Annotated in this window: 26 protein-coding genes and 1 pseudogene; 12 read left to right on the top strand and 15 right to left on the bottom strand. The window is 68.4% G+C overall.

Features of this window, described 5'->3' with window-relative positions:
- Positions 1 to 15: 15 nt before the first annotated feature.
- Complete coding sequence (locus tag ACWELQ_RS04015; protein WP_452395538.1) at positions 16 to 756, top strand: SDR family NAD(P)-dependent oxidoreductase; 741 nt, start codon at positions 16 to 18, stop codon at positions 754 to 756.
- Here the strand turns inward: ACWELQ_RS04015 and ACWELQ_RS04010 are convergent.
- Together ACWELQ_RS04010 and ACWELQ_RS04005 are read right to left on the bottom strand one after the other, a co-directional pair.
- Positions 753 to 1,517, bottom strand: coding sequence for a tyrosine-protein phosphatase (locus tag ACWELQ_RS04010; RefSeq protein WP_452395537.1), 765 nt, complete (start codon positions 1,515 to 1,517; stop codon positions 753 to 755). The genes ACWELQ_RS04015 and ACWELQ_RS04010 overlap by 4 nt on opposite strands.
- Entirely contained in the window at positions 1,507 to 3,678 is a 2,172-nt protein-coding gene (locus ACWELQ_RS04005) for a pyruvate, phosphate dikinase (RefSeq protein ID WP_452395536.1), read from the bottom strand. The genes ACWELQ_RS04010 and ACWELQ_RS04005 overlap by 11 nt, the downstream gene beginning before the upstream one ends.
- A gap of 255 nt (positions 3,679 to 3,933) precedes the next feature.
- Here ACWELQ_RS04005 and ACWELQ_RS04000 point away from each other — a divergent pair, with 255 nt between their 5' ends.
- Entirely contained in the window at positions 3,934 to 5,541 is a 1,608-nt protein-coding gene (locus tag ACWELQ_RS04000) for a FadD3 family acyl-CoA ligase (RefSeq protein ID WP_452395535.1), read from the top strand.
- Here the strand turns inward: ACWELQ_RS04000 and ACWELQ_RS03995 are convergent, their stop codons facing one another.
- The 7 genes from ACWELQ_RS03995 to ACWELQ_RS03965 form a co-directional block, all read right to left on the bottom strand.
- The gene (locus ACWELQ_RS03995; protein WP_452395534.1) at positions 5,542 to 6,135 is read right to left on the bottom strand and encodes a Dabb family protein; all 594 of its coding nucleotides are present in this window, start codon (positions 6,133 to 6,135) and stop codon (positions 5,542 to 5,544) included.
- Complete coding sequence (locus tag ACWELQ_RS03990) at positions 6,132 to 6,458, bottom strand: hypothetical protein (RefSeq protein WP_452395533.1); 327 nt, start codon at positions 6,456 to 6,458, stop codon at positions 6,132 to 6,134. The genes ACWELQ_RS03995 and ACWELQ_RS03990 overlap by 4 nt, the downstream gene beginning before the upstream one ends.
- The gene (locus tag ACWELQ_RS03985; RefSeq protein ID WP_452395532.1) at positions 6,455 to 7,357 is read right to left on the bottom strand and encodes an LLM class F420-dependent oxidoreductase; all 903 of its coding nucleotides are present in this window, start codon (positions 7,355 to 7,357) and stop codon (positions 6,455 to 6,457) included. The genes ACWELQ_RS03990 and ACWELQ_RS03985 overlap by 4 nt, the downstream gene beginning before the upstream one ends.
- A 138-nt stretch (positions 7,358 to 7,495) precedes the next feature.
- A complete protein-coding gene (locus ACWELQ_RS03980; protein WP_452395531.1) occupies positions 7,496 to 8,311 on the bottom strand; it encodes an SDR family NAD(P)-dependent oxidoreductase in 816 nt (271 codons plus the stop codon).
- A 29-nt stretch (positions 8,312 to 8,340) separates the two neighbouring features.
- Positions 8,341 to 9,072 (bottom strand): glucose 1-dehydrogenase, encoded by a 732-nt coding sequence (locus ACWELQ_RS03975; RefSeq protein WP_452395530.1) that lies wholly within the window; start codon positions 9,070 to 9,072, stop codon positions 8,341 to 8,343.
- Between the two features lies 1 nt (position 9,073).
- A complete protein-coding gene (gene kstD / locus ACWELQ_RS03970) occupies positions 9,074 to 10,753 on the bottom strand; it encodes a 3-oxosteroid 1-dehydrogenase (protein ID WP_452395529.1) in 1,680 nt (559 codons plus the stop codon).
- Between the two features lie 12 nt (positions 10,754 to 10,765).
- Entirely contained in the window at positions 10,766 to 11,521 is a 756-nt protein-coding gene (locus ACWELQ_RS03965; protein WP_452395528.1) for a glucose 1-dehydrogenase, read from the bottom strand.
- Positions 11,522 to 11,695: 174 nt separating this feature from the next.
- Between ACWELQ_RS03965 and ACWELQ_RS03960 the strand changes: the two genes are divergently transcribed.
- From ACWELQ_RS03960 to ACWELQ_RS03945, 4 genes are all read left to right on the top strand, one after another.
- Positions 11,696 to 12,823 (top strand): LLM class flavin-dependent oxidoreductase, encoded by a 1,128-nt coding sequence (locus tag ACWELQ_RS03960; RefSeq protein WP_452395527.1) that lies wholly within the window; start codon positions 11,696 to 11,698, stop codon positions 12,821 to 12,823.
- Between the two features lie 21 nt (positions 12,824 to 12,844).
- Positions 12,845 to 13,600, top strand: a complete 756-nt coding sequence (locus ACWELQ_RS03955; RefSeq protein WP_452395526.1) for an SDR family NAD(P)-dependent oxidoreductase — start codon at positions 12,845 to 12,847, stop codon at positions 13,598 to 13,600.
- Between the two features lie 26 nt (positions 13,601 to 13,626).
- A complete protein-coding gene (locus ACWELQ_RS03950) occupies positions 13,627 to 14,580 on the top strand; it encodes an alpha/beta hydrolase (protein ID WP_452395525.1) in 954 nt (317 codons plus the stop codon).
- Positions 14,581 to 14,680: 100 nt separating this feature from the next.
- On the top strand, positions 14,681 to 15,079 hold the full coding sequence (locus ACWELQ_RS03945; protein WP_452395524.1) for a DUF4189 domain-containing protein: 399 nt from the start codon (positions 14,681 to 14,683) through the stop codon (positions 15,077 to 15,079).
- A gap of 27 nt (positions 15,080 to 15,106) precedes the next feature.
- Here ACWELQ_RS03945 and ACWELQ_RS03940 read toward each other — a convergent pair whose 3' ends face one another.
- The 3 genes from ACWELQ_RS03940 to ACWELQ_RS03930 all read right to left on the bottom strand — a co-directional run bounded on the left by ACWELQ_RS03940 (position 15,107) and on the right by ACWELQ_RS03930 (position 16,507).
- Positions 15,107 to 15,475: a DUF5313 family protein gene (locus ACWELQ_RS03940; RefSeq protein WP_452395523.1), complete on the bottom strand. Its 369-nt coding sequence runs from the start codon at positions 15,473 to 15,475 to the stop codon at positions 15,107 to 15,109.
- Positions 15,472 to 15,972 (bottom strand): MarR family winged helix-turn-helix transcriptional regulator, encoded by a 501-nt coding sequence (locus ACWELQ_RS03935; protein WP_452395522.1) that lies wholly within the window; start codon positions 15,970 to 15,972, stop codon positions 15,472 to 15,474. Before ACWELQ_RS03935 ends, ACWELQ_RS03940 begins: the two co-directional genes overlap by 4 nt.
- 94 nt (positions 15,973 to 16,066) lie before the next feature.
- On the bottom strand, positions 16,067 to 16,507 hold the full coding sequence (locus ACWELQ_RS03930; RefSeq protein ID WP_452395521.1) for a nuclear transport factor 2 family protein: 441 nt from the start codon (positions 16,505 to 16,507) through the stop codon (positions 16,067 to 16,069).
- 84 nt (positions 16,508 to 16,591) lie between these two features.
- Here ACWELQ_RS03930 and ACWELQ_RS03925 point away from each other — a divergent pair, with 84 nt between their 5' ends.
- From ACWELQ_RS03925 to ACWELQ_RS03915, 3 genes are all read left to right on the top strand, one after another.
- Positions 16,592 to 17,155, top strand: coding sequence for a TetR/AcrR family transcriptional regulator (locus ACWELQ_RS03925; RefSeq protein WP_452395520.1), 564 nt, complete (start codon positions 16,592 to 16,594; stop codon positions 17,153 to 17,155).
- A 189-nt stretch (positions 17,156 to 17,344) separates the two neighbouring features.
- Complete coding sequence (locus ACWELQ_RS03920) at positions 17,345 to 18,568, top strand: glutamate ABC transporter substrate-binding protein (protein ID WP_452395519.1); 1,224 nt, start codon at positions 17,345 to 17,347, stop codon at positions 18,566 to 18,568.
- A gap of 67 nt (positions 18,569 to 18,635) precedes the next feature.
- On the top strand, positions 18,636 to 19,859 hold the full coding sequence (locus ACWELQ_RS03915; RefSeq protein ID WP_452395518.1) for an RtcB family protein: 1,224 nt from the start codon (positions 18,636 to 18,638) through the stop codon (positions 19,857 to 19,859).
- Between the two features lie 6 nt (positions 19,860 to 19,865).
- On the opposite strand, the gene ACWELQ_RS03910 is transcribed toward ACWELQ_RS03915, so the two are convergent.
- Complete coding sequence (locus ACWELQ_RS03910) at positions 19,866 to 20,345, bottom strand: hypothetical protein (protein ID WP_452395517.1); 480 nt, start codon at positions 20,343 to 20,345, stop codon at positions 19,866 to 19,868.
- 117 nt (positions 20,346 to 20,462) lie between these two features.
- Positions 20,463 to 21,209, bottom strand: coding sequence for an MBL fold metallo-hydrolase (locus tag ACWELQ_RS03905; RefSeq protein WP_452395516.1), 747 nt, complete (start codon positions 21,207 to 21,209; stop codon positions 20,463 to 20,465).
- A 66-nt stretch (positions 21,210 to 21,275) separates the two neighbouring features.
- Between ACWELQ_RS03905 and ACWELQ_RS03900 the strand changes: the two genes are divergently transcribed.
- From ACWELQ_RS03900 to ACWELQ_RS03890, 3 genes are all read left to right on the top strand, one after another.
- The gene (locus ACWELQ_RS03900; RefSeq protein ID WP_452395515.1) at positions 21,276 to 21,890 is read left to right on the top strand and encodes a TetR/AcrR family transcriptional regulator; all 615 of its coding nucleotides are present in this window, start codon (positions 21,276 to 21,278) and stop codon (positions 21,888 to 21,890) included.
- A 62-nt stretch (positions 21,891 to 21,952) separates the two neighbouring features.
- The gene (locus ACWELQ_RS03895; RefSeq protein WP_452395514.1) at positions 21,953 to 24,085 is read left to right on the top strand and encodes a RecQ family ATP-dependent DNA helicase; all 2,133 of its coding nucleotides are present in this window, start codon (positions 21,953 to 21,955) and stop codon (positions 24,083 to 24,085) included.
- A 36-nt stretch (positions 24,086 to 24,121) separates the two neighbouring features.
- On the top strand, positions 24,122 to 24,286 hold the full coding sequence (locus ACWELQ_RS03890) for a hypothetical protein (protein WP_452395513.1): 165 nt from the start codon (positions 24,122 to 24,124) through the stop codon (positions 24,284 to 24,286).
- An 11-nt stretch (positions 24,287 to 24,297) separates the two neighbouring features.
- Here ACWELQ_RS03890 and ACWELQ_RS03885 read toward each other — a convergent pair.
- A pseudogene (locus tag ACWELQ_RS03885) lies at positions 24,298 to 24,570 on the bottom strand (MarR family transcriptional regulator); the annotation flags it as partial.

Genomic DNA, 24,570 nt, shown 5'->3' with positions numbered 1-24,570 from the left:
CGATGGAGGAGCAACATGAGTGAGCTGACCGGCAAGGTAGCGTTGGTGACCGGAGGCAGCCGCGGCATCGGCGCGGCGATCGCCCGGCGGCTGGCCGGCGCGGGCGCGGCCGTCGCATTGACCTATGCCCAGTCGAAGGAGCAGGCGCAGGCGGTCGCCGACCAGCTCGAGCTGGAGGGCGGCCGGGCGGTGATCATCCACGCCGATCTCACCGATCCGACCACCGCGGCGGCAGCCGTCGACGAGACGGTGAAAGCGCTGGGCCGCCTGGACATTCTGGTGAACAACGCCGGATTCCTCGCCTACGGCCCGATCGGCGAGACCACCCTCGAGGACCTGGACCGAGTACTGGCCGTCGACGTCAAAGCCATCTATCTGGCCGCCCAGGCCGCGTCCCGTCACCTCGGCGCGGGCGGGCGCATCATCAATATCGGCTCCTGCTTCACCGGGCGCGTCCCCGGCGAGAACTTCGTCCTCCAAGCCATGGCCAAGACCGCCCTCATCGGCCTCACCAAGGGCCTCGCCCGCGAGCTCGGTCCGCGCGGAATCACCGCCACCACAGTGGATCCGGGCCCCATAGACACCGATATGAACCCTGCCGACGGCGATTCCGGCGACTTCCAACGCGGCCTCACCGCCCTGGGCCGCTTCGGCGAGGCCGAGGACATCGCCGCCGCCGTGGCCTACCTGGCAGGCCCCGGCGGCCGCTACATCACCGGCACGTCGCTGGCCGTGGACGGCGGCTACACGGTCTAGGCGACGACCAGCACCTCGCGCAGACGCTGGAGCTCGGCGGCCGAAAGACCGTTGGCGAGCAGCCATTCGGCCGCGCCGCCGTGCTCGGCGTGCAGGTTCTTCAGGAATCCGAGCATGACCTCCGGGGTGACGGCCAGGATGCCCGTATTCGCCTGCGGCAGGCCCTCGTAGGACGGGAGCGCGTCGAGACGGTCGCGGACCCGCTGCATGCGCTCGTTGGTGAGGGCGTAGTCCTCGGCGATGGGTTCGGCGGGGACGCCGACCGCGTCCAACAGGACGGCGGCCAGGACCCCGGTGCGGTCCTTGCCCGCGGCGCAATGGAACAGCACCGAGTGCCGAGCGGGGTCGATGATCAGGCGGACCGCCTCGACGATGTGCTCGCCGCTGCCGCCGAGCAGCTGACCGTAGAGCTCGGTCAGGTCGACGCGGGTCTTGTCGGGGACCAGATCCCTTGCGGCCAGTGAGGACTGGGGCGACTTGCGGATCGGCAGGTTGGCGATGTGGACGTCAGCGTCGCCGATCAGGCCGTAACCCTCGCGCTCCACCTCGTCGGGCAGGCGCAGGTCGATGACCGTGCGCAGGCCCAGGCCCTCGACCAGCCGCGACAGGTCGTCACAGGTGGCCTGCTGCAGGGTGCTGGAGCGCAGTACGACGCCGAATCGCGTAGTGCCGCCACCGGTTACGGGCAGGCCGCCGAGATCTCGGACATTGTCGATCTGGGCGAAGTCGACCCAGCGGCTGTACACAGGCTCAGTGGGCACGGCCGGCCGCCGCCTCTTCCGCACGGGTCAGGCCGCACAGGCCGATCAGGTCTTCGTGCAGCTCGAACCAGACGGTGTGATAGCTGTCCATGATGGGCCGGGCCACATACGTGTGATCGCCCTCGCCGATCCGCTCCACCGCCCGGTCCAACCGGTCCAGGTAGCGCGACAGGCGCGGGGCCAACCCGCCCAGCCGCCCGATGAGCGGACGCAACCGCTGATGCGTGTCACCCAAGCGCGCCAGCACCGACGCGTCGTATTCGGCGTCGGCGTGATCGTTGACGGTGGCCGCGTCCTTCATCTGCCAGTCGGTGATGATCACCTTGAGATCGGCGTTGTAGACGCAGAACTCGTCGTAGGCGGCGGTCATGGCCGCCGCGTCGACGGTGGCGCGTTCCTCGGCGAGCAACTGCTCGAGGCGGGGACGGCCCTCGGGGGTGATGCGGAAACCGGCGGGCGTGGTCGCGCAGTATCCGGCGGTCACCAGATGCTCACAGCAGGAGGCGATCTCGGCGGTCTCGGCGAACAGGCTGGCGGCCAGATTGTCGGCGTTCACCCGGCCCTTGATGCCGACCAGCCGCAGCACGGCCAGCTCGGTGACGGGAACGTGCACGGAAACCTCTTCCTGCTCGGCGTTTTCCGGCCCCGCGACGGTCTCGGCGGCGGCGCGACGCTCGAGCCGCTCGGCCAGCCCCGCGTCGTCCACGCCCGCCCACTGGGCGAGCTGCGCGACATCCGCGAGCACGGCCTGCTCGACCGGCTTGGCGACCACCTCGCCCGACAGCACCAGACCGGCCCCGCCGTCCACGGTCACCGTCCGCCCGGCCAGCGCGTCGACGACGCCCGGCCCGCAGCCGACCACGCACGGGCGGCCCAGTTCCCGGCTCACCAGCGCGGCATGCGAAGTGGTGCCGCCCAATTCGGTGACGACGGCCCGGGCGGCGATCATGCCGTGCAGATCGTCCGGGCTGGTGGTGGGACGCACCAGGATGACATCCTCCCCCGCCTCCGCGCGCGCCTCGGCCTCGTCGGGGTCGGTCACCACGATGCCGGAAGCCAGTCCGGGACAGGCGGATTCGCCGCGGGCCAGGGGCAGCTGACCGGCGCTGTCGCCCGAGGCCGGGCGCAGCACCTCGCGCACCTGCTCGGCGGTGACCCGGTCGAGGGCCTCATCGGCGCTGATCAGCCCCTCGGCGACCATCGCCACCGCCGATCGCACCGCGGCCCGCGCCGAACGCTTGGCCGGACGCGACTGCAACAGCCACAGCGTCCCGGATTCGACGGTGAACTCCACGTCCTGAATGTCGCGGCCGTCGTGCTCGAGCAGCCGCACGGCGGCGATCAGCCGCTCGTGCACCGCGGGCTGGGTGGCCGCCAGGTCGTCGAGCGGGCGCGGGGTCAACCGGCCCGACACCACGTCCTCACCCTGCCCGCCGACCAGCCACTCGCCGTAGACGGGTCCGTCGCCGGTGTTCGGGTTGCGGGTGAAAAGCACTCCGGTGCCGGAGGATTCGTCGAGATTGCCGAACACCATGGCCTGCACGGTGACCGCGGTGCCGAGGGTGTCGGGCAGGCCGCGATGGGCGCGATAGGTCTTGGCGCGCGCGGAATCCCAGGACTGGAACACGGCCTCGACCGCACCGCGCAACTGCTCCCACGGATCGGCCGGAACCTCGCCGTGCGCGTCACCGAGCACGGTCTCGCGGTACTGGTGCACGAAACGCTGGCGCGTGTCGCGCGCGTACTCCGGATTGCGGGTCTCGGCGACCAGCGCCTGCTGCACCGCGTCGGTCATGCCCAGGTTCAGGACGGTGTCCATCATGCCGGGCATGGAGATGGCCGCGCCCGAGCGCACCGACACCAGCAGCGGCCGCTCCGCGGATCCGAAGCGCCGACCGGTGCCGCGCTCGATCATGGCGATGCCGTCACGCACCTGCGCCCAGATCTCCTCGGCGATGACACCCCGGCGGGTGTAGTCGGCCCAGCCGTCGGTGGTGATGACGAACGCGGGCGGCACCGGAAGACCGAGCGACCGCATGTGGTCGATGCTCCACGCCTTGCCGCCGATCCGCTCCCGCGACAGCCCGCACGCGCCGTCGAGTTCGACAACGGTCACGGCGTCCGCATCGGGACGCCGCACCAACTCCGTTCCGGCCGTCATGTCACTCCTCCGAGATCCTGGATTCATTTCGCACTCCAGCGCTCCGCCGCTGCTCGAGCGGCCTGCCGGGCAATCTCCCGTCCCCCCACGGGACCACTCCATCGAGCGTGCCGCGTGACCCCTCCCACACCCAACTCCCATCCCGATCACCGGTACGCCGGGCGTTCGCAACCCGTGCACCTTGGCACGGCCGGTCAGTGGGATGGCACAGCGAAAATGGGGATTCACGCAACGGCGCTGGGGCAGGATGGGCGGATGGATCGGCGGCACTCGGGCGGGAGCTCCACGGTCGGACCCGTGACGACCATCCCGGCACTGGTGGCGGACAGGGCACGGCGGTATCCGGACGCGGTGGCCATGGCCGGACCGGCCGGACGCCTGACATTTGCCGAACTCGCCGAGGATGTCGCTGCGGTCACCCGCGCCGCCATGGCGTCCGGTCTGGAAGTCGGCGATCGGGTCGGGATCTGGGCGCCCAACAGCATGCGCTGGGTGGTCACCGCGCTCGGAATGCTCGGCGCGGGCGCGACTCTGGTGCCGATCAGCACCCGGTTGCGCGGCGCGGAAGCCGCCGACGTGCTGGCCCGCAGTCACGCCAAGGCGGTGTGCACGGTGCAGGAGTTCCTGGGCCGCGACTATCCGGGCATGCTGGCCGAATCCGGCGTTCCGCTACCGGATCTGGAGCATCTGATCCTGCTCGACGACGCCCGCGGCGAGGGCGACACGGACTGGGACATCAGCTCCTGGGAAGGGTTCCTGGCCCCCGGCACCGTGATCGCGCCGCAGTCGGCGACCGAACGCACCGCCGAGCTCGACCCGGACGCCGTCTCCGACATCCTGTTCACCTCCGGCACCACCGGCGCGCCCAAGGGGGTGCTCGCCACCCACCGTCAGAGCCTGGAGGTGTTCGCGCAGTGGGCCGACGCGGTCACGCTGCGCGCGCGTGACCGGTACCTGCTGGTGAATCCGTTCTCGCACACCTTCGGATACAAGGCCGGGATCCTGGCCTGCCTGCTCAAGACGGCGACCATGGTGCCGATGGAACGCTTCGACGCCACCGGCGCGCTGCGGCTCATCGAGAGCGAACGCATCACCGTGCTGGCCGGTCCCCCAACGCTTTTCACCGACCTGCTGGCGGCCGACCACGACAACCACATGCTGGGCTCGCTGCGCCTGGCCGGCACCGGCGGCGCCACCATCCCCACCGAGCTGGTGCGCCGCATCCGCGACGACCTGCGGGTGCCGTTCGTGTTCACCGCCTACGGGCTCACCGAATCCATCGGCGTCGTATCCATCTGCCCGCCCGACGCCCCCGCCGAACTGGTGGCGGGCACGGCGGGAAAGCCCTTGGCGGGCAGCGAGGTCCGCATCGTCGACCGCGACGGCAAGGACGTGGAGACCGGCGAGCCGGGCGAGATCGTCGTGCGCGGCCCGAACGTCATGCTCGGCTACCTCGACGACCCGGAGGCCACCGCGGCCGCCATCGACGACGGCTACCTGCGCACCGGCGATATCGGCAGTCTCGACCACGACGGCTACCTGCGGGTCACCGACCGTCTCAAGGACATGTTCATCGTCGGCGGCTTCAACGCCTACCCGGCCGAGATCGAGCGAATCCTGCTGCGGCATCCCGATATTCGCGATGTCGCGGTGATCGGCATCCCCGATGCGCGCCTGGGCGAGGTGGGCCGCGCGGTGGCGGTGGCCGCCGACGGCGTCACCCCCGACCCGGCCGCCGTCATCGCCTGGTCGCGCACGCAGCTGGCGAGCTACAAGGTGCCACGGGAGGTCGTCTTCGTCGACGACCTCCCGCGCAATACCGGCGGCAAGGTGCTCAAAGCGCAACTGCGCGAAGGGATCTGATCAGTTCCCCAGCACCGGGCCGTCCGCCCACCGGTACAGGTGCGCGATGGCAGGTTCCACGATCGAGCCCGGGATCTCCGCGTCGAACCAGCGGTCCACGTGCGTCCAGTGATACGGATGCAGCAGGTAGTCGCCGTTGAGGCCGTCCGGATCGGCGAACTCCTGCTCCCACACGTGCGTCCAGCGCGGATGGCCCGGGACCCGGCTCAGTGACCAGGATTTGATGGCGGCGATGTGGGCGGGCATGGCCATCAGATCGGATTCGAAGCGGGCCACCGTCTCCGGCGGGGTGTCGTGGCGCACTGTGAGCAGCAAGGTGCGCTTGATGCGGCGGGGCGAATCCAGGCGCACCACGCGGGCGTGTACCGGGGCCAGCGGCACGATATCGGCGGCCTCCGGCAGGCCGGGCAGCACGGTGGCGGGCGCGGAATCGGCGGTCAGATCCCACAGTGCGCCCTGGCCGCCGGTGCTGCCGGGCTGATCGACGCCCGCCGAGCAGTGCGTGACACCGGGGGTCGCCACGGCCACGGCGGCGTCGGCGGTGAGCCGGGCCTCACTGTCGGGGGCGGGGGCGAGAATCACCCAGCGGCTCATGGTTTTTCCTCCTGCACCGCCAGCACGTGGCGCTCGCGGGTGACGGCGACGGTATCGGTGGTCGACCAGAAGGCGGCCACCGCGGGATCGGCCGCCGCCGCGCCCCGCATGCCGTAGAAGTCGTAGATGCCGGGGAGTTCCCAGACGATCTGCACGGCAATCGAATCCGCGCCGGTGTACTCGCGCAGCACCTGCGGTGCGCGCAGCCCTCGGGCCGTCGCGCCGGGCAGGTACTCGCCGCGCCAGCGGGTCAGCCAGTCCTCGGCGCGGTCGACGGGCAGCACGACGCGGTCGACGACGCGGACCGGAGTAGCGGGGTTCACAGCTTCGCCTCCACCTCGTTGCGGTACCGATCCACATACCCCGCAAGGTTTTCCACACCGTTGAGCAGAGACTCCGGGCCGAACATGGGCGGGGTCAGCACGATGCGACTCGCGCCCGCCGTGACATAGGGGCGCACGTACTCGGGGTCGAACTCGCGGGTGAAGTCGAACGAGCCGGGCCAGATGGTCATCTCGACCGCGTCCTCGGAACGTCCTGCGGCAGCGCCGATCTCACGGATCTTATCCGCGCCGCGCGCGAAGTCCGCCGACGAGATGGTGTACGGGAACCAGCCGTCGCCGACCTTGGCCGCCCGGCGCACGGCGGGAGCGCTGTTGCCGCCCAGCACGATCGGGATGGAACGCTCCGGCTGCGGCAGGCAGAACTGCCGCTCGAACGACAGGTGCTTGCCCTGGTAGCTCGCCGGGGACTGCGTCCACAGCGCCCGCATGACCCCGATGCAGTCGTCCAGGCGCGCCCCGCGCTCCTCGAACGGCACCCCGATGGCCGCGTATTCCTCCTTCTGCCAGCCGATTCCGAGGCCGAGCAGGAGGCGTCCATCGGACTGCCGGTCCAGCGTCGCGGCCCGCTTGGCCAGCACCACCGGACTGTGCAGCGGCGCGACCACCATCGCCGTACCCAGCTTCAACGTGCTCGAGGCGGCGGCCAGAAACGCGAGGGTCTCGAGCGGATCCGTCATGGGCACCCCGAGATCCCCGCCCGGCATCTTCCCATCCGGCGAATAGGGGTACAGCGGCTCGTAATTCTCCGCCACCACAACATGTTCCACGGTCCAGATCGAATCCAGACCACATTCCTCCGCCGCCGTCGCGAACTCCCGCAGGAACCCTCCGTCGGTCACCAAGCCGTCGAGATATGGCATGAGCATGCCGATGCGCATCGACTGCCCTCCGTCCTTCTGAAATTGAACCTATTAATTTGTCGAAGCTGTAGAAACACGAACGGCCACCGAACCCCAACACCAGAGGTGCCGAGTGGTGGCCGTCGTCCGGACGCATGGTCACGGTCGCGACCAGGCTCAGATTTCCTTGCGCATCTGAGCGGTGAGGGGCTTCATGTAGCCCGAGCCCAGCAGACGCCGCATGATGTTCATGGCCTTGGCGTCCTTGCCGATCAGGATGAGCGGCTTGTTCTTGCGGATGCCGTTGACGATGGTCTTGGCGCAGTCCTCGGGGCTGGTCTGGGCCAGGCGGTCGAAGTTGGCGGCCAGGTCGTCGCGGTCGCGGGTGGCGGCGGCCCTTGCCTTCCAGGCGATTTCGGTCTTGATCATGCCGGGGTGGACGCTGGAGACGCCCACGTTGTAGCCGGCGATGATCATCTCCTGGCGCAGCGCGTCGCTGATGGCGTGCATGGCGTACTTCGACGAGCTGTAGCCGCCCTGGCTGGGGCAGGCCACCAGGCCGAACATGCTGGAGACATTGGCGATATGCCCGTCACCGGAGGCGATCACGTGCGGCAGGAACGCCTTCACGCCGTGCAGCGTGCCCCAGTAGTTGATGCCGAAGATCCACTCCAGGTCCTCCCAGGAGACTTCCTCGATATTGGCGGTCAGCGAGACACCGGCATTGTTGATGACCATATTGACCTTGCCGAAGTCGGCGACGACCTCGTCGGCGTGCGCGTACACGGCGGCGCGGTCGGTCACGTCCAGCTTGTAGGCGCGGGCCTTCGCGCCCTCCTTCTCGCAGAGCGCCGCGGTCTCGGCGACGTTGTCGAGATTGCGCCCCGACAGCGCCAACTGCGCGCCGTTGCGGGCGAGCTCCAGGGCCAGCGCCCGGCCGATACCGGCACCCGCACCGGTGATGACGGCGACCTTGCCGTGGAAGTCCTTCATGGGTGTTTCCTTGTCTCGCAACGGAGTTACTACTGAGAGGTGAAGCCGCCGTCGGCCACGAATTCGGAGCCGGTGCTGTAGGAGGAGTCGTCGGAGATGAGGAACAGGACCAGGTTGGCGAGTTCCTCGGGGCGTGCGGGCCGGGCAATGGGCTGATTGGCCGCGATATTGGCCGAGCGGTCCGAGGTCGCGACCATTTCGGTGGCCACGATCCCCGGGTGCACCGAGTTGACGCGGACATTGTCGGCCGCGAATTCCTGTGCGGCCGTTTTGCTCATGCCGCGCACCGCCCACTTGGAGGCGACGTAGCCGAGGATGTTGTTGTAGCCGATGAGCCCGCCGGTCGAGGAGATGTTCACGATCGACCCCACCCCGGCCCGGCGCATGGACCCGATGACGGCCTTCATGCCGAGGAACACACCGACCTGGTTGACGTCGATCACCTTGCGGTAGTCGGCTTCCGAGAGCTTCTCGATCGGGTCCACGTGCACGATGCCCGCGTTGTTGACCAGACCCGACACCGGCCCGAACGCCGCCTCGGTCCGCGCGACCACGTCGTTCCAGGCCGCCTCGTCGGTCACGTCCAGTGGGAAAAACCGTGCCGCGTCACCGATTTCGGCGGCGACGGCCTCACCGGCCTCGATCAGCACATCGGTGATCACCACCTGCGCGCCCTCGGCCGCCAGCTTGCGGGCGAATGCCGCCCCCATGCCACGCGCACCACCGGTGACGATGACGACCTTCGAATCGACCCGTCCCATGTCAGTTCTCCTGTGCCTCTGTGGTTTCGAGATCGGCGAGATGGTTGGCGGCGATGTAGCCGAACACCATGGCGGGGCCGATGGTCGCGCCCGCACCCGCATAGTCGTTGCCCATCACCGCGGCGGAGTTGTTGCCCGCCGAGTACAAGCCCGGAATCACCGCGCCCTGATCGTCGAGCACGCGGGAGTGCTCATCGGTGACCAGTCCACCCTTGGTGCCCAGATCGCCAGGCACCATCTCGACCGCGTAGAACGGGCCGCGCTCGAGCGGAGCCAGGGTCGGGTTGGGCTTGACGGTCGGATCGCCGTAGTAGCGGTCGTAGGCCGAATCGCCGCGCAGGAAGTCCTCATCGCGGCCCTTCGCGGCGAACCCGTTGAAGCGCTGCACGGTGGCTGCCAGGCTGTCGGCGGGAATGCCCAGCTTGGCGGCCAACTCGGCGAGGGTGTCGGCCTGCTTGATGATGCCCGCGTCGAAGTACTTCTGCGGCAACGGACGCTTGGGGAAGTTGCCCAGGAACAGGTACCGGTCGCGGAAGTTCTGATCGAAGATGAAGTGCGCCGGAATGCTGCCGGGGGCCTTCTTCTCCTGCTCGTACATGGTGTGCACGACATTCACGTACGGCGCGGACTCGTTGACGAAGCGCTGACCGTTGGCGTCGACCACGATCGCGCCGGGCTGCGAGCGCTCGGCCAGCATGAAGAACGGCGGCCCGTCGGGGTTGCGCACGGACGGACCCCACCAGGCGTCGTCCATGAGATCGACTGCGGCACCGGCCTTCTGACCCGCCAGGATGCCCTCGCCGACATTCTCGGTCGCGCCGACGGTCCAGCCGGTGTCCTGCGGCCCGTCGATGTACTGCTTACGCATCTCCAGGTTGTGCTCGAAGCCGCCCGCGGCCAGCACCACGCCGCGGCGCGCCTTGATGGTGACCGGACGGCCCTCGTGCTCGGCGTGAATGCCGACCACCACGCCGTTCTCTACGATCAGCTCGGTGAGCGGGGTGTTGAGCCACACCGGCACGCCCGCGTCCCGCAGCGACAGCCACAGCCGCGCCGCGAGGGCCTTGCCCAGGCTCAGCGGCTTCGCACCCTTGATCATGTTCAGCGCGGTCTGCGCGCCCACCTTGATCGCGGTCTTCTTACCCGCCCAGGTGCGCGCGATCATGTTCAGGTCGTGGAAGTCCTTGACCGTGATGGCGATGCCCTTGGGCGCGGACATGGTCGGGCGGTTGATCTTGTCCAGATCCGCGCCGAGCAGACGGCCGTCGATGATCTTGGGCTCGATGCTGCGGCCCTGCGCCAGCCCGCCCGGGAACTCGGGGTGGTAGTCGGAATAGCCGCGGTCGTAGGCGAACGCCCAATGCTTGGAGCGAGCGCCGATATAGCGGAACATCTCCGGGCCCTGCTCCAGGAACGCCCGCTGCTTGGCTTCCGGAACCCGCTCGCCGACAACGGCTTTCAGGTAGGTGCGGGCCATCTCCGGGCTGTCCGGCACCCCCGCGGCCTGCAACACCGGGTTGTTCGGCACCCAGATGCCGCCGCCCGAGCGCGCGGTGGACCCGCCGAAGAGGCTGCTCTTCTCGATCAGGGTGACCGACAGGCCCCGGTAGGCGGCGGTCAATGCGGCGGTCATGCCCGCCGCGCCCGAACCCACGACGACGACGTCGAATTCGAATTCCATGAATCTCGATCCTTAATAGCCGCAGCTGGTCAGCATGCCGCCGTCGACGACGAATTCGCCTCCGGTGCAATAGCTCGAGGCATCCGACGCCAGGAACAACGCCACCTCGGACACCTCGACCGGCTGACCCCAGCGCGGAATGGGCAATTCGGAGAAGAAACTGTTGCCGTCCACCCCGGACGCGCCCGCCACGGACGCGGTCATGGGGGTGGCGATGCCGCCGGGATGAATCGAGTTCACCCGGATACCCGAGTGACCCAGCTCCCGCGCGGCCGACTTGGTGAGCCCGCGCAACGCGAATTTGCTTGCGCTGTAGGCGGAAAGCCCGGCCGCACCGACGAAGCCCTCGACCGAGGAGACATTCACGATGGACCCGCCGCCGGCGGTGGTGAGGGCGGGCGCGGCCGTCTTGATGCCGAGGAATGACCCGGTCACGTTGATGTTCATGATGGTCTGGAACTCGTCCAGGCTCATCTCCACGATCCGCTTGAACCGCAGGATCCCGGCATTGTTGACCAGCACGTCCAGCTTGCCGAACCGGGTGGTGGCCGCGGAAACAGCTGACTGCCAATCGGATTCGCTGGTGACATCGTGGTGCACATAGTGGACGGCGTCGCCCAGCTCCGCCGCCAGGGCCTTGCCCTCGTCGTCGAGCACGTCACCGAACACGACCTTCGCGCCCTCGGCCACGAAGCGGCGCACATGCTCCGCTCCCATGCCGCGCGCGCCACCGGTCACCAGCGCCACCTTGCCGTCCAGCTGTCCCACCGAATCCTGCCTTCCTCTGCTCGTCTCCCGACGCTAAGTCCGGATGCGCGAAGGCGGCACGGTGTGGTCCCGGCCACTGAGACATCCCGATGACCTGAGGTTATGAGTGCAGAAGTATTCCGGTTAGACATAAAGGCCCCATGGGGGTGCGGAAGCGTCGCGCAAGGAGTCCGGATGAAGTTCTCGATGATCTTCGAGGCGCAGATGACCGACCCGACCGCCGCCCACGAGGCGCAGGTGCTGCGCGACTGCGTCGAACAGGCGGTGCTCGCCGACGAGATGGGGTTCGACGCCGTCTGGGCCGTCGAGCATCACGGGCTCAAGTGGTACGCGCACATGAGCGCACCGGAGATCTTCCTGACCTATGTGGCCGCCAAGACCGAGCGGGTGCGCATCGGTCACGGCGTGGTCTGCATGCCCTTCGGCTTCAACCATCCCGTCCGCACCGCCGAACGCGCGGCCATGCTCGACGTGCTCTCCGGCGGCCGCCTCAACCTCGGGGCGGGTCGCGGCGCGACCGCCGTCGAAACCTCCATGTGCGGCGTCGATCCCGACCGCACCTATCAGGAGGTCGAGGAATCACTGCGAATGATCGCCACTGCCTGGCAGGACCCCGAAGGCGAATTCGAATACCACGGTGAGCTTTTGGATATCGACCCGCATCACCTGCTGCCACGCCCGGTACAACGCCCGCATCCGCCGCTGTTCATGGCGTGCACCAAGAAGGACACCCTGAAACTGGCCGCCGACTACGGAATCGGCGCGCTGGTCCTGGGTTTCGCCGGTATCGAGGAGATCGCCGAACTGCGCGGCATCTACGACGACGCCATCGCCGCGCGCACCGGGGAACGCTTCGTCTCCACCGTCGTCAACGACCACTTCGCCGCGCTGTGCCCGACCATCGTGCTCGACGACCGCGAGCAGGCCCAGCAGATCGGCGCGCGCGGGCAGCGGTTCTTCGCCCAGTCCATCAAGTACTACTACGGTGCGGGCCCGGTGCCCGACGAGGCAGTGGAGCCCGGCGTCGACGAGATCGCCAAGATGCGCGAAATCGCCGACGAGCACGTGGCTTTCCTGCACGAGGCCAAGATCCCGGTGAAGTCCGGATCCACCGCCATCTTCAATACCGAGCACGCCTACGGCAATGCCGACGACGCCATCGCGTATGTCGAACGCCTGCAAGCCGCCGGGGCCGACGAGATCCTGTGCCTCATCCAGATGGGCACCGTGCCACAAGCCGCATGCCTGGAGACCATCCGCCAGTGGGGCGAGAAGGTCATCCCCCACTTCAGAAACAAGTAGAACAGACAGAAGGAAGTCGAAATGGCTGATCTGACAGGCAAAGTCGCCCTGATCACCGGTGCCGCGCGCGGCCAGGGCGCGGCCGAGGCGCGCCTGTTCGTCGAGCGCGGCGCACAGGTGGTCATCACCGACGTGCTCGAGACCGAGGGCAAGGAACTCGCCGAATCCCTCGGCGAGGCAGCGCGTTTCGTGCGCCACGACGTCACCGACGCCGACAGCTGGGACGCCGCGGTCGCCGTCGCCGTCGACACCTTCGGCAAGCTCGACGTGCTGGTCAACAATGCCGCCATCTACATCATGAAGCCGCTCACCGAGACCAGCCCCGAAGAGCTGGATCGGATCCTGCAGGTCAACCTGGTCGGCGCGTTCCGCGGCATCAAGGCCGTACTGCCCGCCATGACCGCGGCGGGCGGCGGTTCCATCGTGAACATCTCCTCGCAGGCCGGGCTCGAGGGCCTGATGAACCACTCCGCCTACGGCTCCTCCAAGTGGGGTCTGCGCGGCCTGTCCAAGATCTCCGCCCTGGAGCTCGGTCCCGCCCAGATCCGGGTCAACTCCGTGCATCCCGGCCCGATCGCCACCCCGATGGTCCCCTACCTGACCACCGGCCCCGGCAGCTTCCCGACCCTGCCGCTGGAGCGCACCGGCCTGCCCGAGGAGGTCGCCGAACTGGTCGCCTTCCTGGCGTCGGATGCCTCGGCCTACATCACCGGCGCGGAGGTGACCGTCGACGGCGGGCTCGCGGCGGGCAAGTTCATTCCACGAAACATGCAGTAGCGCAGCGAGATCCAGGAAGGCCCGCAATGACCCTGTCGCCCGAATGGCAGACCTTCGTCGACGCCGCCGCCGCGGCGTTCCCGGCGCTGGGCACCGAGGTGCTCGACGCCGCCGAAGCGCGGGCCTTCCTGGCCGCCCGCCCCGCCCCCACCGTCGAACCGATTCCCGTTGCGGCGGTGGAGGACTGGCTGGTTCCCGGCCCCGAAGACGCCCCCGAGGTTCCGGTGCGGCTGTACCGGCCGCTGGACGCCGAAGCCGTTCCGGGCGTGGTGGTCTTCTATCACGGCGGCGGATTCGTGCTGTGCGGCTTGGATTCCCACGACCGGTTCTGCCGCACCATGGCCAACGCCGCCGGGGTCATCGTGGTCTCGGTCGACTATCGCCGCGCCCCCGACGCGCGCTTCCCGGCCGCCGCCGACGACGCCTACGCGGTGCTGCGCTGGGTGGCCGACAATGCCGAATCCCTGGGCGGCGATCCGGACCGCCTCGCCGTGGCCGGGGACAGCGCCGGCGGCAACCTCGCCACCGTCGCGGCCATCACCGCCCGCGACAACGGCGGACCCGACATCGCCTTCCAGCTGCTCATGTACCCGATGCTGGACCCGAACTGCGACAGCGGGTCCTACGCCTCCAATGCCGAGGGCTACTTCACCACGGCGGCTCATCTGCGCTGGTATTGGCAGCAGTATCTGTCCTCGGACGCCGAACGCTCCGACCCCTACGCCAATCCGCTGATCGCCGACCTGACCGGGCTGCCGCCCGCCCACATCGCGACCGCCGAATTCGATCCGCTGCGCGACGAGGGCGAGATCTACGGGCGGCTGCTGCGCGACGCGGGCATCGACACCGAGATCCACCGCTGGAACGGCACCGTGCACGGCTTCATGTCCATGGCCTTCCATCTACGAGAAACCGAGCGCGCCAACACAACCGCGTTCGAGGCGCTGCGCCGCGCCCTGGCCCGAACACCCGTCATGTGAAATTCCCAGTGGGTTCACAACCGGAGGGGTTAGCATCGCTTGCGTTCATCCGTTTGAAACGTGAGGAAATCACTTGTCGGTCGCACGCCACATCTCGTCCGTGACAGGCACCGCTCTGGCGGCCATGACCCTCGCCGCCGCGCTCGCCGGAACTGCCCACGCCGCACCCGGGAGCTATGGCACCCTGGCGCTCTCGCGCCTGAAGAACAGCGCCGTCGCCGAATCCGACACCAGCAAGGTCGCCGCCGACGCCGCCGCCATCCGCAGCTGCGCCAACTACGACTGCGAGATCGTGCTGCGCTTCACCGACGGCTGCGGCGCGGTCGCCCAGGGCGCGGACGGCACCTGGGGCTGGGCCGTCGGCGGCAGCCTCGACGAGGCCCAGCAGAACGCCGTCGCCGGGCTGGGCCAGAGTGCTCCCCCGTTCCCGGATCTGGGCAGCGCCCAGGCGGTCGCCGCCCACGTGGTCGCCAGCACCTGCACCAACGGCTTTCAGTAACCACGAAATCCCGTAGGCCGGACGGGCTCAGTGCGGGTACTGAGCCTCATAGGCCGCGCGCTCGGCGGCACGACGGGCCGCCCGCGTCGGGTTCTCCAAATCCTCGGGGAAGCCGTGCTTCACCAGCCGGTGCGCGCGATTCATCGGCATGTACGCCACGATGTAGAACAACGCCAGCAGCACACCCAGCAGAATCACCGCCAGTTTCAACGCCAGCTCACCCGGCAGCAGGAACGCCAGCGCGAAAACCGGGAGCAGCGGCACCATTTGGCGCACGATATGACGCGGCACCGCCCAGGTGCCGGTGAGATCGTTGCGCACCCACTCCCGCAGGTCCTCGGGCAGCACGCGCCCGAACGAGTAGCCGAGCCACTGAACAGGGTTGGGGCGCTTCATTTCCGGTTTCCCTTCGTCGACTCTCCGTGGTCCGCGAGATCTTCCGGACCGGCGAGCACCGATCGCCGCGCCGCGGCATTGACCCTGCCGAGCACCTCGCGCAACTCCTCGAGATCGGCCAGGCTCACCCCCAGCCGCGCCACCACCGCGGGCGGGATCTTCTCGGCCTCGCGACGCAGCTCGCGCCCGGCCTCGGTCAGATCCACCACGAGACTGCGTTCGTTGTGGGCATCGCGCCGCCGGGTGATGAGCCCCGCCGCCTCCAGCCTTTTGAGCAGCGGCGAGAGGGTGGGCGAATCGAGCTGAATGGCCTCGCCGATGTCCTTGACCGACATCGGCGCCTCGCCCCACAGCGCCAGCATCACCAGATACTGCGGATGCGTCAGCCCCATCGGCTCGAGCAGCGGACGGTACACCGCGAGCACCGCGCGGTTGGCGACCGCCAGCGCGAAGCAAACCTGCCGGTCCAGCTGCAACGGATCGACCGTGTCGGCCATCGACTCCACCGCTCCACCCTCCTCTTGGTTAGGGCAATAATAGTTAATGCACTAACTGTTAGTCGACGACTCGGTGTGTAATTGGCGTCACATATCAACCCTCCCGCTGCGCCAGCGACGCCATCAGCGTGACGATGCGGCCGGTGTCCATATAGTCGCGGAACAGCGTGACCAGGCCGTCCTCCACGCGAATCACGTTGACGGAGCTGCGAACCCACTCCCGCGGCCGATCCGGGCGGGTGATGTCGATATCGCATTCGGTGATGAAGAGCCCGGGTTCGGTGGTCTCGTGCACGATCGGGCGGATGCCGTGCAACTCGATCCCGGCCATGTTCCCGCCGGACCAGCGTTCGGCCAGATACTCGCGGATCCGCTCGCGGCCCTCGATGCGAGCGGGCTGACCAGGAATCAGGAACGGGACCTCGAAGACGGCATCCGGGGCCATCAGCGCCGCGAAGCGGGCGGGATCTCGCGAGGTCAGCCCCTCGAAGAGACGAATGACAAGGTCACGAGGGGTTTCGACGGATGTGGACACAACTACCTCCAAAAACGGAACGTTGGACCCGGTTAATATTCGGGGCGCGCGCCCCGCTTGTCAACCAATAGGTAGGCTGTCCGAGTGACCGATCGCCCCCTGCGCGCCGATGCCCGCCGCAATCGCGAGCGGGTCCTGGCCGCCGCCCAGGAAGCCTTTGCCGCCGAAGGCATCTCGGTGCCGCTCGACGAGATCGCGCGCCGGGCGGGCGTCGGGGCGGGCACGGTGTATCGCCACTTCCCCACCAAGGAAGCGCTTTTCGAGGCCGCCATCCTCGATCAGGTCGAGCGGATCACCGCACACGCGCACGAACTGACCGAGGCGCACGATCCGGGCACGGTGTTCTTCGAATTCCTGGCCAAGCTGGTCTTGCAGGGCGGCGTGAAACGCGACCTGGCCGACGCGCTGCGCGGCAGTGGCGGGCAATTCCCGCGGACGGCGTCGGAGGAGCTCAAAGCGGCACTGGCCATACTGCTTTCCCGCGCCCAGGCGGCCGGGGCGGTGCGGCCGGAGATCGGCGTCGACGACCTGCTGGCCATCATCAAGGGCATCTTCGCCTCCGCGCACGAGGCCGGGGCGGACCCCGGATTAGCCGATCGTCTCTTCGCCGTGATCACCGACGGCCTGCGCGCAAATACCCGGCAATAAGTCGCTGAAATATTGCGGAAATAACTGAAACGAGGGCGAATCGCCCGCATAGTTCCGCAATGTCCGCACGTTTTTGCAACTCGGATGATTTGATGCACCATGTGCTGATCGGTTGCCCTTCGGGCGCCGCGGCCCGGGGCTGTTCTTCGAAGTTCATTCGTGCGAGTCGACGACAGGAGATCAGGTTCGATGAAGCGTGCTTTCCGTGCCGTCGCCGTCACGGCTGGTCTGGCGGTGGCAGCCTGCGGCAACACCCCCAAACCCGACGCCGCGCCGCAGCAGCCACCCCCGCGCACGCTCACCGTCGGGATCAAATTCGATCAGCCAGGACTGTCGGTCCGGGGACCGGACGGCAAACCCCACGGCTTCGACGTCGACACCGCCGTGTACATCGCGAGCAAACTCGGCGTCACCCCCGAGCACATCACCTGGCGCGAAGCCCGCTCCGAGCAGCGCGAGGACCTGTTGAACTCCGGCACAGTCGATTTCATCGTCGCCTCCTACTCCATCACCGCCGCCCGCCAGCAACTGGTCTCCTTCGCCGGGCCCTATCTGCTGGCCGGGCAGGACCTGCTGGTGCGCCAGAGCGAACGCGCCATCGACCAGCCAGAGGACCTCGACGGGCGCACCGTGTGCACCGCCGAGGGCTCCACCTCCGCCGACAAGATCCGCCGCAGCTTCGCCCACAATGTGAAGCTCTCCACCCGGGATACCTACGCGCAGTGCGTGTCCGACCTGATCGCGGGCACCATCGACGCCGTCACCACCGACGACGTCATCCTGGCCGGATACGCCCACGAGCATCCGGGCGTGTTGCGCGTGGTCGGACATCGGTTCACCCGGGAGCGCTACGGGGTCGGTGTGCACAAAGGCGATCTCGACCTGCAGAACCGCATCACCTCCGCCATCCGCATGATGATCGACGACGGCAGCTGGCGGCGTGCCATGGAGGCGAATCTCGCTGCGGGCGGCTACAAGCCGATGCCCGCGCCGGTGGTCTTCAACGCGCCCGATAAGACGGTCGAACCCGGCGATCCCACCACCCTGGATCCGGAATTGGTGAATGCCGCCAAGGCCGTCGCCGCCACCTCCAATGCCCGCGACTGGGAGGGCTTTCGCTCCCTGGTCTGCCCGGAAACCGCCGACACCATCGACGAAATCGTTTTCCAGTACACCCCGCAATTCGACAAAAACCTCGGCGCGGAGGTGAAGAACGCGGGCTACACCAATACCGTCACCGGCGTCACGCAAAACGACCCGAACTCCGCGACCTTCGCATTCCACGAAACCTTCACCAACGTCCCGGAGAAATACCGCAGCTACTTCAAGGACATCGACTACACCGGAAGCATGGTCCGCCGCAACGGCTCCTGGAAACTCTGCGGCCTCGCCGCCGACTTCGTCGAGCCGTAAATAACCTGGTGCACCGAGACGGGCGGTGCACCTACCCTCGACGGCAGTCGAAAGAGAGGACAGTCCAATGTTTCCCGTCGAGCTGCGCGGTACTCGGGCGCAGACGCTCATGTGGGCCCACGAGCACGAGGTCGAGCCGGCCGCGCTGCAGCAGCTGCGCAATATCGCGCAACTGGAATGGGTCCACGGCGTACGGGTGATGCCGGACGTGCACCTGGGCAAGGGGGCGACGGTCGGATCGGTCATCGCCATGAAGGACGCGGTCGCCCCGGCGGCCGTCGGGGTGGACATCGGCTGCGGGATGGAAGCGGTGCTGACCTCGCTCACCGCGGCCGACCTGCCCGATAACCTGCACTCGCTGCGGTCGCGGATCGAGGCGGCCGTGCCCGTCGGGTTCGGGGCGCACGACAACCCGGTGAACGTGAACCGGTTGAACGCAGAGGTTTTCGGCCAGCGCGCAGCGGGCACCACCATGCGCGCGGGGTGGGAGCGCTTCTGGAAGTCGTTCGATTCGCTGGATCCCGCCGTTCAGTCGCGTGAGTCCAAGGCGCACAAGCAGATGGGCACCCTCGGCGGAGGAAATCACTTCTGCGAGGTTTGTCTGGATTCGGAGGATCGTGTCTGGATCCTGCTGCACTCCGGAAGCCGCAATATCGGCAAGGAACTCGCCGAGCGGCACATGGCCGTGGCGCGCACGCTGCCGCACAATGCCGACCTGCCGGATCGCGATCTGGCCGTATTCCTCTCCGGGACACCGGAAATGGACGCCTATCGGCGCGACCTGACCTGGGCGCAGGAGTACGCGGCCCGCAATCGCGCGGTCATGCTCGCCCTGGTCTGCCAGGCGGTCACCGCCGAATTCGACGGGCTGGCAGTGCGTTTCGAGACGCCCATCTCGTGCCACCACAACTATGTGGCCGAGGAGGTCATCGACGGGATGCCCATGCTGGTGACCCGTAAGGGCGCGGTGCGGGCGGGCGCGGGGGACCTCGCGCTGATTCCGGGGTCGATGGGAACGCGGTCGTATGTGGTTCGGGGCAAGGGGAATCCGGCCTCGTTCCAGTCGGCGTCGCACGGCGCGGGACGGCGGATGAGCCGCAACGCGGCCAAGCGGCAGTTCACCGTCGCGGATCTGGTCGCGCAGACCGAGGGCGTGGAATCGCGTAAGGACGCCGGGGTGATCGATGAGATCCCCGCGGCCTACAAGGACATCGATCAGGTCATCGCGGCCCAGGGCGACCTGGTCGATATCGTCGCCACGTTGCGTCAGGTGCTGTGCGTGAAGGGGTGAGACGGGTCAGCGGCGGCGGAAGGTCGCCGCTGCACCCGCGCCCACCAGCAGGATGCCCACGATGAGCGGGAATCCCGTTTGCAGCCACTGGAACAGCGCGATGTGCATGTCATCGGACACCGGCAGATCGCCGATCAAGCGGAAGGTGTCGTCCGGGAAGATGAAATGGATGATCCCGGGCAGCACGCCCCATACCAGCCCGGCGATGATGGTGCCCGCGGGCGAATAGGCGGCCATGGCCGCGACGATCAGGAACAGGATCGCGGCGAGCAGGATCTCGAAGGTCGAGCCGAGCCGGTCGGCGAAGTCCCCCAGAATCGTCCACTGCCGGGTTCCCGCCGCGCCGCGGGCGGCGAGAGCGATGCCGACGGGGGTGATCAGCAACCCCACCAGCGCGCCGGTCACCGTGCGCGACACCCCACCGCTACTGCGAAACTGCGCCCCGGGCGGAGTCCACCCCGCGGGCGAAGGAAACTTCTCCGGCATCTGCGTCTCCCTGCGCACCCCCGGACGCCCTCGTGCCCGGAACCCTATTGTGCGTCCGCCCACGGGATTCCGCGCGATCTTGACCGCTCCGCAACCAAGGCGCTGTTCACCGGTGTTTTACAGCGCGAATGCGTGTCCGGTTGGGAGGATTTGTACGGTTGTCTCGGGTGCGAGATCGGCTGCGGCGGCACGGAAATGCTCCGCGCCCGCGCGGTCGCCCTTGGTCATGAGACGGTCGCCGAGCGGGCCGCTGGAGAAGGCGTAGTGGATCGGCACCGCCACCCGCGGACGCAGGACACGGGCGAGATCGGCCGCTTCCGCCGCGTCCATCACCACCTGCTTGTTGAACGCCGGGCGGATGCGGAGCCCGTTGACCGGGAGCAGGGCCAGTTCCAGATCCGGGAAACGCCGTGCGATGTCGTCCAATTCGGCGATGCGCAGGGTGTCGGCGCCGAAGAAGACGGTGTGGCCGTCGGCGCGCAGCACGAAGGTCACCTCGGGGACGCCGTGACTGGCCGGGGCGGCGGTCACCTCGACCGGGCCGAGGCGGGTGGACTGCCAGGGCGCGAGTTCGACCACGTTCGCGAATCCCGCCGCGCGTACCTGTTTCGCCAGTCCCGGCGCCACCGCGAAGGGCACGGATTTATCGGGATAGGTGATCAGCGCGGCCAGATCGCAGTGGTCGTAGTGGCCGTGACTGATGACGATGCCGGATAACTCCGGCAGCTCGGCCGCGGTGGCGAAGGCGCGTGGCTCGCCCTGGCGATAGAAGCGGGTCTCCGACAACCACGGGTCGGTGAGGATTCGGGCTCCGCCGAAATCGAGGAGGGCGCTGGCATGGACGACACGGGTCACGGTGAGCATGACTTTTCCTAACAAGACAGGCGTCTACTTAACGTAAGTAGACGCCTGTCTTGTTAGCCTGTCAATGTGCCGGATCAACCCATCACCGCCCGCAACCGCAATCGCCGGGGCGAGGGCGCACGCCTGCGCGACGAACTCGTCACCGCCGCCAGCCGCCTGCTCGAAGACCTCGACGGCCAGGAAGCCCTCTCGTTGCGCGCCGTCGCCCGCGCCGCCGGAGTCGCGCCCCAGAGCGTCTACCTGCAATTCGCCGACAAACGCGAACTCCTCACGGCCGTCTACCGGCTCCGCTTCGGCGAACTGCGCGAGGCCCTGCTGACCGCCCTCGCACCGATCCCCGAAACCGCTGCCGCCGAACGCCTTTCCGCGCTGTGCCACGCCTTCGTCGACTACGGCGTCACCCACCCCGGCCACTACCGCGTTCTCTTCGGCACCGCCGGAACCCCCGGCTGGGAACCCACCACCGGCCAACTCCCCGGCCTCCCCACCATGGAACTGCTCACCGCCACCGCGGCCGCCACCGGCACCCCCGACCCCGCCGCCACCGCCCAATGCCTCTGGGCAGGCATGCACGGCCTCATCACCCTCCGCCAAGACCGCCCCAGCTTCCCCTGGCTCCCCCTCGACCACCTGGTCGACACCCTGGTCACCGCCCACTCGGCCACCGCCCGCCGGCAGTAGGGGGTGCGAAGTCGAGCGAAGATGCGGGCGGTGCGGGCGCGGTGTCGGTGTGGTGGGGCACGATGGTCGGCGTGACCTCAGCCGACTCGAATGCCAGCGACCTCGTCCCTGCCCAGCCTGACGCGGGCGGATTGCGGGAGGATGCCGAGCGGCTGCTGCGGGAGTTGGCGGGGCCCGCGGCGCGGCTGCGGGAGGATCAGTGGGTGGCCATCGAGGCGCTGGTGGTGGGGCGGCGGCGGGCGCTGGTGGTGCAGCGGACCGGGTGGGGCAAGTCGGCGGTGTACTTCATCTCGGCGAAGCTGCTGCGGGCACAGGGGCGCGGGCCGACGGTGATCGTGTCGCCGCTGCTGGCGTTGATGCGCAACCAGGTGGCGGCGGCCGAGCGGGCGGGAGTCGTTGCGGCGACCATCAATTCGGGGAATGTCACCGAGTGGGACGACATTCACGCACGCGTGGCGTCCGGTGACGTCGACGTGCTGCTGGTCAGCCCGGAGCGGTTGAACAATCCGGACTTCCGGGATTCGGTGCTGCCCAAGCTGGCCGCCGACGCGGGGCTGGTCGTGATCGACGAGGCGCACTGCGTCTCCGACTGGGGGCATGACTTCCGGCCCGACTATCGCCGCATCCGCACGCTCATCGCCGATCTCGGGTCCGACGTGCCGGTCCTGGCCACCACGGCCACCGCCAACGACCGGGTGGTGACCGATGTCGCCACCCAGATCGGCACGGACACCCTGGTTTTGCGCGGCAGCCTGGACCGCGAGTCCCTGCACCTGTCGGTGGTCCGCATCGCGGACGCCGTCGAGCGCACCGCCTGGCTGAGCAAGCGCCTGCACGAGCTGCCCGGCTCGGGCATCGTCTACACGCTGACCGTGGCCGCCGCCCACGACCTCGCCGACGTGCTGAACTCCCACGGCCACACCGTCGCCGCCTACACCGGGCAGACCGACCCCACCGAACGCGAGCACCTCGAAGTCGCGCTGCTGAACAACGAGGTGAAGGCGCTCATCGCCACCTCGGCCCTCGGAATGGGTTTCGACAAGCCCGATCTCGGCTTCGTCGTGCACCTGGGCGCACCCTCCTCCCCCATTTCCTACTACCAGCAGGTCGGTCGTGCCGGACGCGGCACCGAACGCGCCGAGGTGGTGTTGCTGCCCGGTCGCGAGGACCGTCAGATCTGGAGCTATTTCGCCTCGGTCGCCTTCCCTCGCGAGCACATCGTGCGCTCGGTGCTCGCCGCCCTGGACACCGATCGCCCGCTGTCCACCGCCGCCCTCGAACCGCTGGTGGAGCTCAACCGCTCCCGCCTCGAAATGGTGCTCAAGGTCCTCGATGTGGACGGCGCGGTGCACCGGGTGCGCGGCGGCTGGCTCGGCACCGGCGAGCCCTGGACCTACGACACCGAACGCTACGAACGCCTCAGCGTCGCCCGCGAGGCCGAACAGCAGGCCATGATCGACTACGAGGCCACCACCGGCTGCCGAATGACGTTCCTGCGCAGCCAACTCGACGATCCCGGCCTCGCCCTCGGCACCCACTGCGGCCGCTGCGACAACTGCACCGGCACCCGCCAGGACACCACGATCGACCAGACCGCCCTCGCCGAGATCCGCACCCGCCTCGACCGCCCCGGCATCGACCTCGCGCCCCGCAAACAGTGGCCCACCGGCCTGGCCAAACTCGGAATCTCCTTGTCCGGCAAGATCTCCGACGGCCCCGAGACCGGCCGCGTGCTGGGTCGTCTCAGCGACCTCGGCTGGGGTCAGCGCCTGCGCCCGCTGCTCGACGGCCCCGACGCTCCGATCCCGGACGAGGTCTTCCGTTTCTGCACAACGGTGCTGCGCGAATGGGATTGGGCCCAGCGGCCCACCGCGGTGCTGGCCCTGGAATCCGGCAACCGCCCGATCCTGACACGCTCCCTCGCCGCCCGCCTCGCCGAGGTCGGCCGCCTCCAGGATCTCGGCGTCCTGCACCTGCGCCCCGACCTCCCGCCGGTCTCCGCCGCCAACTCCGCGCACCGCGTCGCGGCGCTCCACAATGCCTGGGAGACACCGGATCTCAGCGCCGTCGACGGCCCGATCCTGCTGGTCGACGCCCTCACCGACACCGGCTGGACCTTCACCATGGCCGCCCGCACCCTGCGCGCCGCCGGAGCCGACGCCGTTCTCCCCTTCGCACTCGCCACCCCGTCCTGACAATCGAGGTACTGTCGGGGGCAGGAGGGAGTTGCCATGAGTGACAAGGGGAAAGAGGAATCGGATCCGCGGGCGCGGTGGCGCGCCCTGCCGCCGGAGCCGACGGAGTGGGTCGAGGAGACCGACCGCGACGCCGCGGCGGTGGACTACGGGTCCAACTACGATCCGTTCCGGGATGCGTCCCAGTACGGAATGGGGTAACCCGGAAGCGCTCAGGCTTCCGCGGTCGGTTTGCGGTTCTTGAGATCGTCGATGGCATCGACGTAGCGCAGCATCAGTCGCGCGAAGTCGAGCCGATCAGCCTCCGACCACTGGGCGGTGATGTATTCGAACGCCGCGCGCTGCTGTTTGCGGAAGCGGGCCATGAACTCCACCCCTTCGGGGCTGAGTTCGAGCACCGCGCGGCGACCGTCGAGCTGTGAAGGCACCCGGCGCAGATAACCCGCTTTGATGCTGTCGGTTGCCAGTCGCATGGTCACCGACAG

The organism is Nocardia sp. NPDC004722, assembly GCF_053601505.1.
The sequence above is the reverse complement of the archived record's forward strand: the minus strand, read 5'-3'. Positions and strand labels throughout refer to the sequence as shown.